Origin of the sequence: Parasphingorhabdus sp. SCSIO 66989, assembly GCF_032852305.1 — a bacterium.
In the GTDB taxonomy this organism is placed as follows: domain Bacteria; phylum Pseudomonadota; class Alphaproteobacteria; order Sphingomonadales; family Sphingomonadaceae; genus Alterisphingorhabdus; species Alterisphingorhabdus coralli.
Window position 1 is genome coordinate 940222 of record NZ_CP136594.1, and the last position, 17705, is coordinate 957926.

The window sequence follows — 17705 nt, forward strand, 5'->3', positions numbered from 1 at the left end:
CGGATGTGCGCTGGCTATCAGGTCAGATTGGCGGGGCCGAAAGCCTCTGGCAAGAGGTGCGACAGGCGATGCTGTGTATAACCTGTTGCGTGGGCGCAATAGACAATCGGATCGGTGCCGCCCAGTTGGGCCACCTCATTCAGCGTCTGGCGACAGCGGCCACACGGCGTTACCGGCACCTGATTGCCGGTCACTGTTCCATCCTCCGCAGGGGTACCACCGACAATAGCAACCGCCACCAGCCCGGTACGGATGCCATGATTATTGGCGTCCAGCAAAGCCGCTGTCTCGGCACAGATGGACAGGCCATAGCTGGCATTCTCGAAATTCGCCCCGCGGATCACGGTGCCCTCGATGCTGCCATCATCAAACAGCAAGGCCGCACCGACATGAAAGCCTGAATACGGCGCATAAGCGCGTGTTGCGGCCTTATGGGCCTCGGCTATCAGGGCATCTGGATCAATCTGCATCGGGGACACTGTCCTTGGTCGTCTCGCTTTGTGGGTCGGTGCCGGATGCTGGCTGCACCACGTTCCAGCCTATTGGCCCGCTGGCACCATCCATGGAATAGTGATCATTGGCTGTCCATAGGGTCCATGGTCGGCTGGCATATTCCGGCGCGAAATAATTGCCGGTCAGCCATATCTCGCGGCTGATCGCGGCGCTGATCTGATACTCCGATTCAAATTCGGGCGAGATGCGCAAAACCGCGCGCTTTCCCATATGGCCCTCAATCTGGTTGAGAAAGGTAATCATCTCGCTGATCACCAGAGCCTCTGTCGGGCGGGTGGTGCAGTCTTCGCTGAAGTCCAGCGCAATGGCGGCGGGCATTGCCTTGTCATTGCGCGGCACCGTGGTGACAAAATTCTGCGCCTGATCGCTGGCAAGGCTGCACAGATCATAATGGTGCAGGGGTGCAAAGCCGATATCGCTGGTCCTGGCTTTGCGGTAATTTTCGATAAAGCGCGGGTCGCGCTGGTTCGCACCGCGCGTCGCTTCAATATAACCAAAGCCCACACCCTGCGCCGCCAGTGCACGCCAGCTTATCGTGCCGCTTTCAGCGCTCACAGTAACGCCTTGCAGTGGGTAGTCTTCGCGTGATGGCGTCCAGCTGCGTGCCATGCTGAATCCGGTCCAGATCAGGCCGGTGAGCGCCAGCAGCACAGATATAATGATGATCAGCCAGTTTCGCACCGACTTGCGTCCCTGCACCATTGTTGATTGTCCATTACCCCTGAAAGGCCAGTAACAGGCTCTGGCCCTAGCCCTTGATATGCAAGACGCAGATCAGGGTAAAGAGGCGTCTTGCGGTGGGGAAGTCGACCTCGATCTTGCCTTCGAGTCTTTCCATCAGCAATTCCGCCGCCTGATTGTGAATACCACGCCGGGCCATATCGATGGTTTCAATTTCCTGCGCGCTCGCCTGACGGATCGCCTGATAATAGCTGTCGCAAATGGCGAAATATTCGCGGATCGGCCGGCGGAAGCGGCCCAGCGCCAATATGATGGTTTCCAGCGGCGTCTCGTCCTTGCGGGCAATATCCATCACTAGCCGACCTTCCGAAACCGAAAGGCTAAGCCGATAAGGCCCCTCATAATCACCACCGCGCCCGGACAGCGGCTTGAAGCTGTTCTCTTCAATCAGATCGAAGATCGCAATGCGCCGCTCCTGCTCAATATCGGCATTGCGCCACAATATCGTCTGCTCGTCGAGCGCAATATGGCAAATACGGTGGTTGCTCATCGACTCATGGATAGCCGGGACTGACACAGGGGCAAGAGGAAACTTATCATCGCTATCCACAGTGGCTCTGTCGCCATTCCTCTTGATCGCGAGTCCGCGCCGCCGCATAGCGGACCGATGGCCACAGCATTTCCAGATAACAGCAACGGACAAAATGACGCGTCCGCACCCGACGAGGCGACCAGCCTGCCGCACAATATCGAGGCGGAGGCGGCATTTCTCGGCGCGCTTCTGATCGACAATCGGGTGTCGGAAGACATCACGATTCCGCTGACGGCGGAGCATTTTTTTGAGCCGCTACATGGCCGCATCTATGACCGGATATTGAAACTGCTCGACCGCAATCTGGTGGTGACACCGGTAACACTGAAACCGTTTTTCGAGAATGATGAAGCGCTGAAAAGCCTTGGCGGTCTGGGCTATCTGGCGCGGCTGACGGGTGATAGCGCCGGGTTAATCGGTGCGCGCGATTTTGCCCAGCAGATTTATGACCTCGCCTTGCTGCGCGAGTTGATTCGGGTTGGCCGTACTTTGGTGACCGAAGCTATGGACACCAGCGAGAGCGTTGACCCCAAAGGACAGGTCGAAAATGCCGAGGCCTCGCTCTATCAGGTGATGGAAGGCGATGCCGATAGCAGCGGCGCGATTGAGTTCGGCAAGGCGACCCTGGTTGCGGTCGAGATGGCGCAAAAGGCGTTTAACAGCGGCGGGCATTTGTCGGGCGTCACCACCGGCCTCAGCTCGGTCAATGAGAAAATCGGCGGGATGCATGATAGCGACCTGATGATTCTCGCCGGCCGCCCCGGCATGGGCAAAACCTCGCTCGCAACCAACTTCGCCTTTAACGCGGCGCAGCGTTGGCAGCAGGAAGAGTTGGACGGTATCGAGGACAATAAGCGGGTCGGCGCCAAGGTCGCCTTTTTCAGCCTGGAAATGTCCGCCGACCAGCTGGCCACGCGTATCCTGGCGCAGGAATCGGGGATTTCCTCTGAAGCGCTGCGCATGGGCAAGATCAGCCGCGATGATTTCCAGAATCTCTCACGCGCCAGTCAGGAATTACAGGAATTGCCGCTGTTTATCGACGACACGCCCGCGCTCACCATCGCCGCGCTGCGCACCCGTGCGCGGCGACTGAAACGGCGGCATGGGATCGGGCTGATTGTGGTGGACTATCTGCAACTGCTGCAGGGCACCGGCCGCGCCAATGACAACCGCGTCAACGAGATTTCCGAGATCAGCCGTGGCCTCAAAACGCTGGCCAAGGAGCTGCAAGTGCCGGTGCTGGCGCTGTCCCAGCTCAGCCGCGCGGTCGAGCAGCGCGAGGACAAGACACCGCAGCTTTCCGATCTGCGCGAATCCGGCTCGATCGAGCAGGACGCGGATATGGTGCTGTTCGTCTATCGCGAGGATTATTACGTTCAGTCAAAAGAACCGAAAACGCCGCAGGAAGGCGATGATCAGGACATCCATGACGCGCATGCCAAATGGGCCGCGGATATGGAGCGGGTCTTTGGTCTGGCGGAACTGGTGGTGGCCAAATCCCGCCATGGCTCGACCGGCAAGGTGAAGATGAAGTTTGAGTCGAAGATCACCAAATTTAGTGACCTGGCTGACGATTATTATGATGGGCCGGATTATTGATGAGATTACCCCTCCTCTTCAGAGGAGGGGCAGTGAGACTTAGGGCCGTTAGGCCCTTAGTCGCAGCGGGGTGGTGCCGCCACAGGCGCTGTGGTTTGTTTGAGTCCACCACCCCAACCCCTCCTCTGAAGAGGAGGGGCTTTATTGCTCAAAACACCGGATCATTCGCGCCGTCATCGGCGTCATTAGCGCCGCCGACCGGCGAGTGAATGCCGCACTCCGTCTTGTCCCAGCCTTTCCAGCGGCCTGAGCGTGGGTCTTCGCCGGGGGCGACTTTGCTGGTGCAGGGCGCGCAACCGATAGAGGGATAGCCTTGCTCCACCAGCGGGTGGCGCGGCAGGGCATATTCCTCGAAATAGGCTTCGATATCCTCGGCGGACATATTGGCCAGTGGGTTTATCTTGAGCCGGCCTTGCGCGTCCGAGCTATCAATCTCGAAGCGCGGCAGTCCGGCACGGGTTTCCGACTGGAAGCCTTTGCGGCCGGTGATTGAGGCATCATAGCCTGCCAGCGCTTTGGCCAGCGGCTTGACCTTGCGGATTTCGCAGCAGCCATCGGGATCATAGGACCAGCGCAATTCGGTTTCGTCCTTGGCGGCCAGCTCCTCGGCATCCGGGGTAAGGATGATCAGATTGGTCAGCCCCAGATGCGCCACCAGTTCGTCGCGATAAGCGAGCGTTTCGGGGAAATGCTTGAAAGTATCGAGGAACAGCACCGGTGTCGCCGGATCGACCTCAGCAATCATATGCAACAGCACCGCGCTTTCCGCGCCGAAGGATGACACCACCGCTAAGTCACCGACCAGATTGTCGCGGATCACCGAGGCCAGCATATCCTGTGTCTCGGTGCCACGGAAAAGCCGGTTGAGGCGGATCGCATCGCTCTCGCTAAAACGCGGGCCGATATCAAGCCGGTCGGGCGTATGCGCGCCCGTCTTTGAGGTTTTCTGTTCAGCCATGACGCAGCTCCCAAATGGGTGAACGGCCATCGACCGTCTTCTGATAGACATTATCCCAGGTAGCGAAGGCGCGTTGCGCCGCGGCTTCATTGAGCGGCTTATCGGGCGCAAAGCTGTCAAAGCCGCAGCGGCGCATATGGCTGAGCTGGTCAATCAGCACATCGCCCACTGCGCGTAGCTCGCCCGCATACCCGGCCTCGCGCAATATCCGTGCGGCGGAATAGCCGCGGCCATCGGCAAAGCTGGGGAAGTTGACCTCAATCAGCGCCAGCCGGTCGAGAAAAGGTAGCAGCACCCGGGCATCATCGCCCGGCTCAATTCGCACAGCGGTGGCGTTGGTCTGATCGCAACAGGCGTCGACCGTGACCGTGCCATGGTCGGCAGGTTCGTCATCGCGGAAACGGAATTGCACTTCGTCGGGCGAGGTGCCGAGATCATTGGTATCAGCCATAAAGCGTGTCCTTGATGTTAGCAAAGGGATCGCTGAAACGTTCGCTAGTTTCCCGGCGATTGAGATAAAGATTGGCCACTATTAGCCCCTCCTCTTCAGAGGAGGGGTTGGGGTGGTGGCGAGGCGGAGCCGAGCTCGCGCCAGCGAATTCTTTACTTGTTGCGGCACCACCCCGCTGCGACTAAATTCGCTGCGCTCATTAAGTCTCACTGCCCCTCCTCTGAAGAGGAGGGGAGAAATCATACTACCCATAAAGCGCCTCCTTGAACGGCTCCATACCGATGCGGCGATAGGTGTCGACGAAGCGCTCGCCATCTTCGCGGCGTTCGAGATAGAGGTTGGTCACCGTCTCAATCGCGTCGATAACGCCATCTTCGGTGAAGCCCGGGCCGGTGATCTTGGCGAGGCTGACATCCTCCGCGCCCGATCCGCCGAGAGAGAGCTGGTAATTTTCGACGCCTTTCTTGTCGACGCCCAAGATACCGATATGCCCAGCATGGTGATGGCCACAGGCGTTGATGCAGCCGGAGATTTTGAGCTTCAACTCGCCGAGATCACGCTGCCGGTCGAGATCGGCAAAGCGCTCGGAAATCTTTTGCGCCAGCGGGATGGAGCGCGCATTGGCAAGGCTGCAATAATCGAGACCCGGACAAGCGATCATATCACTGATCAGGTCAAGATTGGCGGGCGCGAGTCCCGCCGCATCGAGCTTCCGCCAAACGCTATAGAGATCGGCTTTGCGGATATGCGGCAACACGATGTTCTGCGCATGGGTGACGCGCAGCTCGTCAAAGCTGTATTCACGCGCCAGTTCAGCCATAAGCTCCATCTGCTCGGCTGTCGCATCGCCGGGGATGCCGCCGGTCGGCTTGAGACTGATCGTGGCGATAGCATAGCCCGGCTGTTTGTGCGGATGGGTGTTCTGCTCGACCCAGATGCGGAAATCAGGGTCGCTGAGGTCGAGATCATCGCTGGCGTCCTGGTCGAAGGCCGGATCGGCAAAATAGCCGCTGATCCGCTCCAGTTCGGCCAGAGGCGGGTTCAGCCCCAGCGTCTTCATATGGGCGAATTCTTCCTCGACCTGACGGGTATATTCGTCCGCACCAAGCTCATGGACGAGGATCTTGATCCGCGCTTTATATTTATTGTCGCGACGGCCATAGCGGTTATAGACGCGCAGGCAGGCCTCGGCATAATGCACCAGCTCATCGGCGGGTACGAAATCGCGGATTTCCGGCCCAATCATGGGCGTCCGGCCCATACCACCGCCAACGAAGAATTTCGCGCCGAGCTCACCCGCCTCATTGCGCACCAGCTGGATGCCGATGTCATGCAGGCGCATTGCCGCGCGGTCCTCGTCTGCGGCAATCACGCAGATTTTGAACTTGCGCGGCAGATAGCTGAATTCCGGGTGGAAGCTTGACCATTGGCGCAGCAATTCTGCCCAGGGGCGCGGATCGGTAATCTCATCCGCCGCGGCTCCGGCATATTGGTCGGAAGAGATATTACGGATACAATTGCCGCTGGTCTGGATGGCGTGCATCTCGACCGTCGCCAGCTCTTCGAGAATATCGGCGGCATCCTCCAGCTTGATCCAGTTATACTGGATGTTCTGGCGGGTGGTAAAATGGCCATAGCCCTTGTCATATTTGCGCGCGATATGGCCCAGCATGTTCATCTGCTTGGAATTGAGCGTGCCATAAGGGATGGCGACGCGCAGCATATAGGCATGGAGCTGGAGATAAAGCCCGTTCATCAGCCGCAGCGGCTTGAACTGATCTTCGGTCAATTCGCCCTTAAGGCGGCGCTCGCACTGGTCACGAAACTCGGCGACGCGGGCGTCCACCATGGCCTGATCATATTGGTCATACTGATACATTGGGGCGTGCTCCTAGATGATCCACTCGAGCGCTTCGGGGTCTTTGGGTTTCAATGTGAGGTCTGGCCGCACCGTGGGGCCGAGCGCGCGCACCCGATCCTTGATATGCGCCGGGCGGATGCTGCCATCCGCGTCCTGTATGGCCTCGATCAGATAGGGCACATTGACCCGGCGCGCGGCTTCCTCTCGGGCAAGGATTTCCTCGCCATGATCGCCAACATCCGCGGCATCATCGACATAGCGCGACCAGTCAGAGCCGGTCCACCAGATCACATCGCCGGTTTTGAGATCATTTCCGGTCAGGATTTTCATGCGTTTTGTTCCTTGTCTCCAACCAAAACCGTCAGGGCTGAGCTTGTCGAAGCCCGTTTCTCAGTATCGTGCAAAGTCGACAAACGTCCTTCGACAAGCTCAGGACTTACGGTGTGTTTGGTAAGCTGGGCCAAAGCATCCTCTGCATCGGATTGCTGCACCACATCGCCGATCACAATCAGCGCCGGGCTGACCACTGCATGCCGCGCAATCATATCGGGCAGATCGGTGAGCAGAGTGCGGAGCGCCCGGCTGTCATTGCGGGTGCCTTTTTCCAGCACCACGACCGGCATATCGGGCGATACGCCATCGGTGATCAGCTTCTCGGTAATGTCGCGCGCGGTGTGGACGCCCATATAGATCACCAAGGTGCGGCCTTTACCAGCAAGGCCGGACCAGTCCTGATCGCTAAGGCCTTTGCACTGACCGGCGACAAAGGTCACTGCGCTGCTATGATCGCGATGGGTCAGCGGCAGCCGGGCTTCGGCGGCGGCACCATTGGCGGCGCTGATGCCGGGGATGACTTCAACCGGCACATTGGCGGCGCGGCAGTCATCGACTTCCTCACCGCCTCGGCCGAAGATAAACGGATCACCGCCCTTCAAACGCACGACATCATGGCCCTTGCGCGCCTCGTCGATCAGCAGCTGATTGATATCGGGCTGCGGCAATGTGTGGCGGGCGCGGCGCTTGGCGACGCTGATCAGCCGCGCATCATCGCGCGCCATGGCGAGGATTGCCGGGTCGACCAGCCCGTCATGCACGATCAAGGACGCGCTGGCGATCAGCCGCGCCGCCTTGATGGTCAGGAGATCGGGATCGCCTGGACCGGCGCCGACCAGATAAACGGTTCCTGTTGTCTGCGACATATCCATCCTCGCTGACATCCGTGGGGTACGGACAGCTATGCGATGCTATGTGGGCTTTTGGGCCGTTTCAGGCAAAACAGTATCTTTATGCGTGCTTGAAGATAATCTTTGGACTTTTCAGCGGAACCCGTTGGTGCCGGCTTAGTTTGTTTCTCGCTCGGTCAGCTCGCCCTGAATGTCTTTCAGGCCGACACCGATGCTGGCGCGCGGCTGTTCGGTTTCCGCCGATGTTACCGGGAAGGCGCAATAATCGGCGGCATAATAGGCGCTGGGGCGGTGATTGCCCGAAAGGCCGATGCCGCCAAAAGGTGCTGCAGAGGAGGCACCATTGGTCGGGCGGTTCCAGTTGACGATGCCGGCGCGGCTATTGGCCCAGAACTGGTTATATTGATCCGGCGAACCGCCGAGCAAGGACGCGGAAAGGCCAAATCGCGTGGCGTTGGCCTCGACAATGGCATCCTCAAAACTCTCTACCCGTATCACCTGTAGCAATGGCCCGAATAGCTCAACATCGGGGCGCTCGGGCATATCCGTCACATCGATAATCGCAGGCGTAAGGAAGGGCAGATCAGCTTTGGGGCGCGCCATATGCTTGATCGCTTTGCCGCCATTGCTCATCAAGGTGAGGAAGCTCTCGGTCAGGCCATCAGCGGTCTCATTGTCGATCACCGGGCCCATATAGGGCGCTGGATTGGCAAAAGGTTCATCGATAATCAGTCGGTCCGTCAGTTTCTTCGTCGCAGCAATCACATTGTCATACATATCCGCCTTGATAATCAGTCGCCCCGCAGCTGTGCAGCGTTGTCCTGCCGAGGTGAAGGCCGATTGTACGATCAGTGTCGCGACATCATCATATTTGGGCGTGTCCCAGACTATCAGTGGATTATTGCCCCCCATTTCCAGTGCGACAATCTTGTCCGGCCGGGTCGCAAGCGAGCGGTTAATCGCGATGCCGGTTTGTGCTGACCCGGTGAACAAGATGCCGTTTACATCTTCGTGCGCGGTCAGCGCCTTGCCTTCATCCGGCCCACCAATAACCAGCCGCACAGCGTTTGTGGGAATACCCGCAGCGTGATAAAGCTCGACCAGCATCGCCGCCGTAGCAGGGGTTTTTTCCGATGGCTTGAATACGATCGTATTGCCGGCAATCAATGCCGGGATGATATGACCATTGGGCAGATGCGCCGGGAAGTTATAGGGGCCGAGTACGGCCATTACGCCGTGCGGCTTGTGGCGCAGTGCCATTTTGGCCCCGACCGCGCCGTCCAATGTGCGCTGCGGTGTCCTTTCGGCATAGGCTTTGACCGAGATGTCGACCTTGTTAATCACCGTGGTGACTTCAGTGCGCGCTTCCCAAAGCGGCTTGCCGGTCTCAGAAGCGATACATCTGGCAAGCTTATCCTCGCGCGCACGCACTTCATTGACGAAACGGCGGCAAAGCTCGATGCGTGTGGTTACGGGTGTGCTGGCCCATTGCGGCCAGGCTTCGCGCGCGGCAGCAACTTCTGCATCAACATCGCTGATATCGCCCCGCCAATATTCTTCACCTGTGGCCGGGGCGTAGGATATGATTTCACTCACATTCACGCTCCATAGCCGCCACGCCCCCCTCAAGGCAGCAACAGCCCATTACATCGTCTTTAATTTTCCTAGAGCGAATATGGTGCCGACTCAACCACCTGTATCCGGTCTATTCATAGTGTTATGTGACTTTATGCGCCGCAGCCATTTCACGCAGCGCCGTCACCTTGGCCATAAGCGGTTCCCAATCATCGCGCTCGGCGATATGTTCCCACAGCGCTTCGACTTCCTCAATCGCCATCCCTTGTGGAGCCTCGCCCTGCCAATATTCATGGTCACAGCCATTGGCGACAGCCTGATATGGTTCGAGACAGGCGATCCAATTCGCCAGCGCATCGTCGTGTTTTTCATCGCCATTGGGCTTGAGCATATCGGGCGCAGTGCCGGTGGAGACCATCTTGCGGCTATGGAAGAAAAACTCATCTATGGTGTGCCGTTCGGCGAGCAGTAGTTTTTCGCCTGCCTGCACCAGTTCCCTGTCCTCATCATCGCCGCGTGAGGTCACGCCGAGTCGCCAGCAAAATTGCCGCATCATCGCCTGTTGATAGCGCAGGCCAAAGCCGTCCAGCGTCTCGATCAGCGGTTCGGCCTCACACAACATGCGCAGACAGGTGGCAAGCTGGCCGAGATTCCAGTGGAATGCTTCGGGCTGGCGGGCAAAGCAATACAGACCCTGATGGTCGAAATAAGCAGCTGTAAAGCCCGGCTGCCAATATTGTGCGAAGCGCCACGGGCCATAGTCAAAGCTCTCGCCGGAGATATTCATATTGTCGGTATTGAGCACGCCATGGACAAAGCCTGCGACCATATAGCTGGCGACCAGCGTGGCCATATGCTGCGCCACCAGGTCGAACAGATGTGCCGCATTTTCTGCGTCGGAGCGGCTGCCTGTATCGCTGTCGTCATAATAGTGCGTCAGGCAATAGCGCACCAAAGCCGCCATGGTCTCGCTATCGCTCTCATAGGCAAGCCGCTGAAAGCTGCCGAAACGGATATGGCCATGGCTGAGGCGGACCATCACCGCTGAGCGTGTTGGCGATGGCTCATCGCTGCGCCACAATTCCTCATGCGTTTCGACGATCGAGAAGGTTTTGCTGGTATTGACACCGAGTGCTTCGAGCATTTCGGTCGCGAGCAGTTCGCGCGCCGCGCCTTTCATCGTCAGCCGCCCGTCGCCTGCGCGGCTCCAAGGTGTGGTGCCTGATCCCTTGGTGCCCAGATCCATCAACCGCCGGCCACCATCGCGCATCTGGGCGAAGAGAAAGCCGCGGCCATCACCGATTTCCGGGTTATAGACGCGAAACTGATGCCCATGATAGCGCAGCGCCAACGGGCTGTTCAGATTATCCGGCAAAGGCTCGAAACGACCGAAATGCTGGACCCATTGGTCATCATCCAGACCATCAAGCCCGATAGAAGCTGCGGCGCGGTCATTGCGGAAGCGCAAAGTCGCTTTGGGGAATTGCGCCGCATCCACCGGATCGCCCATTTTTGCGGCGATGGAGAGAATCGGCGTTTCGGGCTGATAGCTTGGTGCTTGCGATTGCGAGGTCATATCGGCATTAGTGGGGATATTACGGCAAGGGTGCAAGCATCATGGCAGCAACAAAATCAGCACAGGCAGATTCAGCGCAGGCGGAATGGGAAGACGGCTATTGGTGGTCCAATGACGGACTCAGGCTGCATTTCCGCGATTATGCTGGCCCCGATGACCGCCCGCCGGTGATCTGTATGCCGGGTCTGACCCGCAATGCACGCGATTTTGAAGCGGTGGCGGCGCGGCTTGCTGGCGATTGGCGGGTCATCTGCGTTGAACAGCGCGGTCGCGGTGAGAGTGCCTATGCCAAAGACCCGATGACCTATAATCCGCTCACCTATGTGCAGGATATGGAAGCCCTGCTGGCGCAGGAGAAGATTGAGCAATTCATCAGTATCGGTACCTCTCTGGGTGGCCTGATGACAATGCTTCTGGCTTCTATGCGACCGGGACGGGTTGTTGGCGCGCTGCTGAATGATGTCGGCCCCGATATTTCCCCCGAAGGTCTGGAACGGATTCGCGAATATGTCGGCCAGGGGCGTAGTTTCCCGACATGGATGCATGCGGCGCGCTGGTTGAGCGAGTTGCAGGGGCCGGTATTTCCCGATTTTGAACTGGATGACTGGCTGGTTATGGCCAAACGCACCATGAAGCTCAGCGGCAGCGGGCGTATTGTGCTAGATTATGATATGAAGATTGCCGAGCCGTTTCAGGTGCCCGGTGGTGAAGCCGGTGTCGATCTCTGGCCAACCTTGGCGGCGCTGGCCCAGACCCCGACTCTGGTCGTGCGCGGTGAGACTTCGGATATCTTTGCGCCAGAAACCGCGGATAAGATGCTGACCGTGCTGAAGCGAGGACGGTTGGTGACAGTTCCTAATCGCGGTCATGCGCCGACATTGGAGGAGCCGGAGGTAGAGCACGCGATTGATGCTCTGCTGCAAGATGCTCTCGCCGTTTCCGAGGCCGAGGCACCGCATAGCATCGATTCATAATGCCCAAAAAGGCGCGTATTCTCCATTTACACAGCACCTTTGACCATGGCGGCAAGGAAGACCGCGCCGTGCGGCTGATGAACGCCATGGGCAAAAGGGCCGATCATGTGGTGGTCAGCGCCGTTCCCGGCGCCTTGGGCGCGCGTAAGGCGATTGCCAAAAGCGTCTCTGTTGATTTTCCCGATGATTTCCCATCGCTCAGCGGACGGCCCGGTCTTGGTCGATATTACAAGTTGGCGCAGGCGATGAAGCCCTTTGATTTGGTTCTGACCTATAACTGGGGTGCCATGGACGCGGTTATGGCGCACACATTGTTCGCCGGTCATTTCAAGCTGCCGCAACTGGTGCATCATGAGGACGGCTTTAATGCGGATGAAGCGCATGGTCTGAAACGCAGCCGCAATTGGTTCCGCATGATTGCTCTCGGGCGGACCAATGCGCTGGTGGTGCCGTCTCGGCGGCTGGAGAGCATTGCCTATAACGAGTGGAGTCAGCCTTCCTCTCGGGTGCATCGCATCCCCAATGGTATTGATGTCAAAGCCTATGCCAAACGCCCCGGTGCGCGAGCGATACCTGGTCTGGTAAAAGAGAAACATGATCTTGTTATCGGGACGCTAGCGGGCTTGCGTCCTGTGAAAAACCTGCCTTTGCTGGTGCGTGTGGTGAGTCGATCAAAGCATCGGGATCGGTTGAAACTGGTCATTGTTGGCGATGGTCCAGAAAAGGACAAAATCAAAGCAGAAGCCGAAAAACAGGGTATTGCCGATCGCCTCATAATGCCTGGGTTTCTGAGCAATCCAGAGCGCTATGTCGGGCTGTTTGATATTTTCGCGCTGACGTCGGACAGCGAACAATTTCCGATATCACTGGTCGAGGCCATGGCCGCTGGCAAGCCTGCTCTGGCCACCAATGTCGGCGATGTGCGTAGTATCGTCGCCGAACCCAATCAGCATTTTCTCAGCGATGCGGGTGATGAGAAGGGGTTGGCTGTCGCGCTCGACCAGATGCTCGATGACAGCTCATTGCGCGCGGAAATCGGCGCGGCCAATATGGCGCGGGCGCGAGAGGATTATGATCGGGCCGAGATGATTGCGCGCTATGGCGAGGTCTATAACCGCGCATCGGGCCGGTCTTTGCTGCCGGTGAATGTCTAGATTCGGGACCTAGTTAAATCCGGTAAATCCCTTTTCTAAATACAGTCCCAGCTATCTCGTCGACCCCGCGCTGGCGGGGCCAGGGCTATGGTTGCACGCAAAGACGCAAAGACACGAAGAGGTCGTGCAAATAGGAACCCTCTTTGCGTCTTCGCGTCTTTGCGTGAGTCTAAACAAGCCTAGGCCCCGCCTGCGCGGGGCCGACGAGTACAGATATAGCGATTTAATAAGTTCGAATCTAAAATGAGTTCACGCTCTCAGCGAAAGAGTAGGTTTGGCTTTCTGGCTTTTATAGCGTTCAGCCTGCGCTAGCCCATATTCCTCTATACCATAGAGAAATATCTCCAGCAGATCGTTCTTCGCCGCCTGCGAAAACTCAATTACCACGGCGCATTTGTGCCCGCTCTTTTGCCTCGGCCCAAATGTCGTTTAGAGTCTTGTCGCTGACACCGCGTTCAAACGCTTCATCCACGAGTTTTTGCATTGCCGCTATCTTCGACGCGCGGTCTTGGTCATGGCGGATCAGATCGCGGACATATTCGCTAGCATTGTCATAGCGCCCGGAACTGGTCTGTGATTCAACCCAGTCTTTCATTGGACTTGGAAGCGATATGTTCATGGTTGCCATTGAGATGTCTCCTGAGAGCAAAAAATTGCATAAAATGGCAATATCTGTCAATCGCGAGCAGTGATGATCGTCCTGTATGTGTTTCAATTCTTCTTAGGGCTTTGGCTGGCAGGCAGGTCGCAACAATCCTTCATTTTACGTTCACTAGGGACCTCTAAATTCCGTCCGCTTGTTGCTCTGCGGCGCTGATCAGAAAAATTCTCATGGAAAGCTGGTCATTCGCCAGCTAAAGGACCGATTGCATGGCGAAACTGCCTTTTGGATATGAGAGCCTTTCAGGCGATTTCGCAGGGGTAATGATGGTGCTGGCAGGTGGCCGCATCAGCAGAATGAGAAGGATTTTCAGTGGCGCGTAAACCGGAGACGCCGCAGCCGGACAATGCTCCTGGCGGCGCAGCATCAGCGCAAAGCGATGTCTTTATGCGTGAAGTCGATGATGCGCTTCGCGGCGATGAGCTTGCCATGTTCTGGCAGCGCTATGGCCGCTGGCTGATTCTGGCGATTGTGTTGGGGCTGGCGGCTTTGGCGGGCTGGCTGTTTTATCAGAACAGTGTAGAAGAGGCTGCAGGCATAAAAAGCGAGCAGTTTCTTAAGGCAGTTGATGCTGCAAAGCGTAGCAATTTTGATGGCTCGCTTAATGGTCTGGATCCTGTACTGGATGCAGATCAACCTGGCTATAAGGCGGCTGCAACGCTGACTAAGGCGGGTGTCTTGGCCGAGCAGGGCAAGAAAAAAGAAGCTGCAGCGGCTTTGTCAGAACTGGCTGCGGATACTACTGCCCCCCAAACCTATCGCGATCTGGCGCTGATCCGCCAGACAGCGATTGAGTTTGATACCATAAAGCCGGAGACAGTGATCAGCCGCCTGACACCGTTGGCGAACGCTGATAGTGCCTGGTTTGGGAGTGCCGGAGAAATGGTCGCCTTGGCGCATATCAAGCTGGAACAGCCGGAAAAGGCCGGGCCGCTTTTTGCGGATATGGCCAAGAATGAGAATATTCCCGGCACCATAAGAGAGCGCGCGCGCCAGATGGCGGGTGTGCTGGGCATCGATGCGGTTGTGGAAATTGAGGAGTCCGAAACCGGACAGGCTCAAGAGGAAGAATAATGGTGATCCAATCCTTTAAGGCAGCTCTCCCGGCGGCCATGGCGCTGATTCTCGCAGGCTGTGGTGTATTGGGCGGCGAAGACAAACCAAAACAGACGCCGACGATCGGCAATCGTACGGCCATTTTGACGAATACCGAGTCAGGCGCCGAGGTGGACCCCTCGATTAGCGGCCTTTCAGTGCTGCTGCCTGCCCCGGTCCGTAATCCCAACTGGGCCCAGCCCGGTGGCAATGCCTCTAAGTCCGTTGGCCATGTTGCTTTGGGTGACAGCCTTTCCGAGGCATGGACCGCACAAGTGGCTGGTTCCAGCACCCGCGAACGTCTCGCCTCGGCTCCAGTTTCCGCCAATGGCAAAGTCTATGTCGAAGATACGGAAGGCCAGATTCACGCCTTTGATCTCGCTACCGGGAGCCGGTTGTGGCAATCCGATCTTTCGATTGAAGGTGATGGTCGGCAGTCGGTTTTTGGCGGTGGTGTCACGGTTGACGGCAACCGGGTCTATGCCACTACGGGATTTGGTGAGGTTGCTGTTCTCAATGCCGATAATGGCGAAGTGCTGTGGCGGGTAAAGCCAGCCGGTCCGCTCCGCGGGTCGCCAACTGTGGCATTTAACTCGGTCTATGTCATGACCCAGGACAATCAGCTTTATTCGCTGTCTGCGACAGACGGCTCTGTACAGTGGAGCCGTCAGGGCACGGCAGGACAGGCGGGTGTGTTTGGCGTTGCGGCACCAGCAGCAGGTCAGGGCACGGTTATCGCGGGCTATTCTTCAGGCGAATTGAACGCTTATCGCTATGAAAATGGCCGCGAACTCTGGTCAGACGCGCTGGCACGCACGCGCATGTCGACGTCAGTCGCGACACTGTCCGATATTGACGCCGACCCGATTATTGATCGCGGCCGCGTCTACGCGCTGGGTGAGGGTGGCCGGATGGCAGCCTATGAGCTGTCCATCGGCCAACGTATCTGGGAGATCAATATTGCGGGTATTTCCACACCGGCCATCGCCGGGGAATGGCTGTTCGTGATGACCGATGATGCGCGTATGCTGTGTGTTGCCCGTTCGACAGGCAAGGTCCGCTGGATTGCGCAGTTGCAGAAATGGCGCGATGAAAAGGACAAAAAGGGCGCGATTAGCTGGATTGGTCCGGTGCTCGCAGGCAATCGCCTGATTGCTGCGTCTTCCGAAGGCGAGATCGCCGCGATCTCGCCCAGCGAGGGTGCGATCAACATATTGTTCGATCTGAAAAAGCCGGTCACTGTGCCGCCGATCGTTGTCGATAATACGCTTATTCTTCTGGATGACAGCGGCCGCGTCAGCGCCTATCGCTGATTGACTTGGGCATGATGGTCATGCCCGTGCATGACTGGGAATAGACCATGTTGCCCGAGATAGTGATCATTGGCCGTCCCAATGTCGGCAAATCGACGCTGTTCAACCGGCTGGTTGGCAAGCGGCTGGCGCTGGTCGATGATCAGCCCGGGGTAACGCGCGACCGGCGCATGGGCGAAGTGGAACTGCTGGGCCTCAAATTCCAGATTGTCGATACGGCAGGCTATGAGGATGAAGACCCGGAAACATTGCCCGGAAGAATGCGTCAGCAGACCGAAGCGGCGGTTGCCGGGGCTGCCGTAACTCTATTCGTCGTTGATGCCCGCGCCGGAATCACCCCGCTGGATGAAGAAATCGCCCGCTGGCTGCGTACGGTGAAGACGCCGATTGTGCTTGTGGCCAACAAGGCGGAAGGCAAGGCAGGCGAGGGCGGCGTGTTGGAAAGCTATGCGCTGGGCTTTGGTGATCCGGTCGCGATGAGCGCGGAACATGGCGAAGGGCTGGCGGACCTTTTTGCTGCTATCCGTGAACCGGTGGAAACGGCAATGGCCGCGCAGGACGTGGATGCGGTCGATAATGCGCTTAACAAGCCCGTAATGGACGTGGCTGTTGATGAAGATGCGCCCGATGAGGAATTTGTACCGAGCGAGGAAGAACTGGGTGCGCTGCAACTGGCGATTGTCGGGCGGCCCAATGCCGGCAAATCGACGCTGATTAATCGTATGCTCGGTGAGGATCGGCTGATTACCGGCCCCGAAGCGGGGATCACCCGCGACAGCATCGCGGTGGACTGGCAATGGACCAACCGTGAAGGGCAGGAGCGCCAGGTGCGGCTGATCGATACGGCCGGAATGCGCAAACGGGCCAAAGTGACAGAAAAGCTGGAGAAAATGTCGGTCGCTGATGCCCGCCGCGCGATTGATTTTGCCGAGGTGGTGGTGCTGCTACTCGATGCCACCAAAGGACTGGAGGCGCAGGACCTGAAAATTGCGGACAATGTGCTGCAGGAAGGCCGGGCGCTGATCATCGCGATCAACAAATGGGATGTCGCAGAAAATGCCAGTTCACTGTTCAACGGCATCAGGGGGGCGCTGGACGAAGGGCTGGCACAGGTGCGCGGCGTCCCGGTGATTACCGTCTCGGCGATGACTGGCAAGGGCATTGACCAGTTAATGTCCGCAGCGTTTGAGGTGCGGCGCAGCTGGTCCCGGCGTATCCCCACCTCTTTGCTCAACCGCTGGTTTGACGATGCGCTGGAAGCCAATCCTCCACCGGCGCCTGGCGGCAAGCGGATCAAGCTGCGTTTTATCACCCAGGCGAAAATCCGCCCGCCCGGTTTTGTGCTGTTTGGCACCCGGCTTGATGCATTGCCGGAAAGCTACAAACGCTATCTGATCAATGGGATTCGACGCGATCTCGGTTTTGACGCGGTGCCGATCCGGCTGTCGTTGCGCAGCCCGAAAAACCCTTATCATGTCCGCCAACAGGACCGCTGATCGCTTCAACACTCTTTTTACC

At 57.9% G+C, this 17705-nt stretch carries 17 protein-coding genes; 6 read left to right on the forward strand and 11 right to left on the reverse strand.

Annotated features, from left to right (window positions below):
- Positions 1-17: 17 nt before the first annotated feature.
- From RB602_RS04305 to RB602_RS04315, 3 genes are read right to left on the reverse strand one after another with little or no spacing between them, the layout of a single operon-like run.
- Positions 18-470, reverse strand: a complete 453-nt coding sequence (locus tag RB602_RS04305) for a cytidine deaminase (RefSeq protein WP_317083271.1) — start codon at positions 468-470, stop codon at positions 18-20.
- Complete coding sequence (locus tag RB602_RS04310) at positions 460-1215, reverse strand: GH25 family lysozyme (RefSeq protein ID WP_317083273.1); 756 nt, start codon at positions 1213-1215, stop codon at positions 460-462. Before RB602_RS04310 ends, RB602_RS04305 begins: the two co-directional genes overlap by 11 nt.
- Positions 1216-1261: 46 nt before the next feature.
- Positions 1262-1744: a UPF0262 family protein gene (locus tag RB602_RS04315; RefSeq protein ID WP_317083275.1), complete on the reverse strand. Its 483-nt coding sequence runs from the start codon at positions 1742-1744 to the stop codon at positions 1262-1264.
- 117 nt (positions 1745-1861) lie between these two features.
- Here RB602_RS04315 and RB602_RS04320 point away from each other — a divergent pair, with 117 nt between their 5' ends.
- Positions 1862-3385, forward strand: a complete 1524-nt coding sequence (locus RB602_RS04320) for a replicative DNA helicase (RefSeq protein WP_317083277.1) — start codon at positions 1862-1864, stop codon at positions 3383-3385.
- 148 nt (positions 3386-3533) lie between these two features.
- Here RB602_RS04320 and RB602_RS04325 read toward each other — a convergent pair whose 3' ends face one another.
- The 7 genes from RB602_RS04325 to RB602_RS04355 all read right to left on the reverse strand — a co-directional run bounded on the left by RB602_RS04325 (position 3534) and on the right by RB602_RS04355 (position 10990).
- Positions 3534-4343, reverse strand: coding sequence for a phosphoadenylyl-sulfate reductase (locus RB602_RS04325; protein WP_317083279.1), 810 nt, complete (start codon positions 4341-4343; stop codon positions 3534-3536).
- Positions 4336-4794 carry a DUF934 domain-containing protein gene (locus tag RB602_RS04330; protein WP_317083281.1) on the reverse strand — a complete coding sequence of 153 codons (459 nt, stop codon included), beginning with the start codon at positions 4792-4794 and terminating at the stop codon, positions 4336-4338. The genes RB602_RS04325 and RB602_RS04330 overlap by 8 nt, the downstream gene beginning before the upstream one ends.
- 244 nt (positions 4795-5038) lie before the next feature.
- Positions 5039-6673, reverse strand: a complete 1635-nt coding sequence (locus RB602_RS04335) for a nitrite/sulfite reductase (RefSeq protein ID WP_317083283.1) — start codon at positions 6671-6673, stop codon at positions 5039-5041.
- Between the two features lie 12 nt (positions 6674-6685).
- Positions 6686-6985 (reverse strand): DUF2849 domain-containing protein, encoded by a 300-nt coding sequence (locus RB602_RS04340; RefSeq protein WP_317083285.1) that lies wholly within the window; start codon positions 6983-6985, stop codon positions 6686-6688.
- Positions 6982-7854 (reverse strand): uroporphyrinogen-III C-methyltransferase, encoded by an 873-nt coding sequence (gene cobA, locus RB602_RS04345; RefSeq protein WP_317083287.1) that lies wholly within the window; start codon positions 7852-7854, stop codon positions 6982-6984. Before cobA ends, RB602_RS04340 begins: the two co-directional genes overlap by 4 nt.
- Before the next feature lie 141 nt (positions 7855-7995).
- A complete protein-coding gene (astD, locus tag RB602_RS04350; protein ID WP_317083289.1) occupies positions 7996-9468 on the reverse strand; it encodes a succinylglutamate-semialdehyde dehydrogenase in 1473 nt (490 codons plus the stop codon).
- Positions 9469-9556: 88 nt separating this feature from the next.
- Positions 9557-10990: a protein adenylyltransferase SelO family protein gene (locus tag RB602_RS04355; protein ID WP_317083291.1), complete on the reverse strand. Its 1434-nt coding sequence runs from the start codon at positions 10988-10990 to the stop codon at positions 9557-9559.
- Positions 10991-11031: 41 nt separating this feature from the next.
- Here RB602_RS04355 and RB602_RS04360 point away from each other — a divergent pair, with 41 nt between their 5' ends.
- Together RB602_RS04360 and RB602_RS04365 are read left to right on the forward strand one after the other, a co-directional pair.
- Entirely contained in the window at positions 11032-11964 is a 933-nt protein-coding gene (locus tag RB602_RS04360) for an alpha/beta fold hydrolase (protein WP_317083293.1), read from the forward strand.
- The gene (locus tag RB602_RS04365) at positions 11964-13118 is read left to right on the forward strand and encodes a glycosyltransferase family 4 protein (protein WP_317083295.1); all 1155 of its coding nucleotides are present in this window, start codon (positions 11964-11966) and stop codon (positions 13116-13118) included. Before RB602_RS04360 ends, RB602_RS04365 begins: the two co-directional genes overlap by 1 nt.
- 376 nt (positions 13119-13494) lie before the next feature.
- Here the strand turns inward: RB602_RS04365 and RB602_RS04370 are convergent, their stop codons facing one another.
- Positions 13495-13746, reverse strand: coding sequence for a type II toxin-antitoxin system ParD family antitoxin (locus tag RB602_RS04370; RefSeq protein ID WP_317083297.1), 252 nt, complete (start codon positions 13744-13746; stop codon positions 13495-13497).
- A gap of 345 nt (positions 13747-14091) precedes the next feature.
- Here RB602_RS04370 and RB602_RS04375 point away from each other — a divergent pair, with 345 nt between their 5' ends.
- From RB602_RS04375 to der, 3 genes are read left to right on the forward strand one after another with little or no spacing between them, the layout of a single operon-like run.
- A complete protein-coding gene (locus RB602_RS04375; RefSeq protein WP_317083299.1) occupies positions 14092-14853 on the forward strand; it encodes a tetratricopeptide repeat protein in 762 nt (253 codons plus the stop codon).
- Positions 14853-16187, forward strand: coding sequence for an outer membrane protein assembly factor BamB family protein (locus tag RB602_RS04380; protein ID WP_317083301.1), 1335 nt, complete (start codon positions 14853-14855; stop codon positions 16185-16187). Before RB602_RS04375 ends, RB602_RS04380 begins: the two co-directional genes overlap by 1 nt.
- Positions 16188-16234: 47 nt before the next feature.
- Positions 16235-17683 carry a ribosome biogenesis GTPase Der gene (der, locus tag RB602_RS04385; protein WP_317083303.1) on the forward strand — a complete coding sequence of 483 codons (1449 nt, stop codon included), beginning with the start codon at positions 16235-16237 and terminating at the stop codon, positions 17681-17683.
- Positions 17684-17705 lie beyond the last annotated feature (22 nt).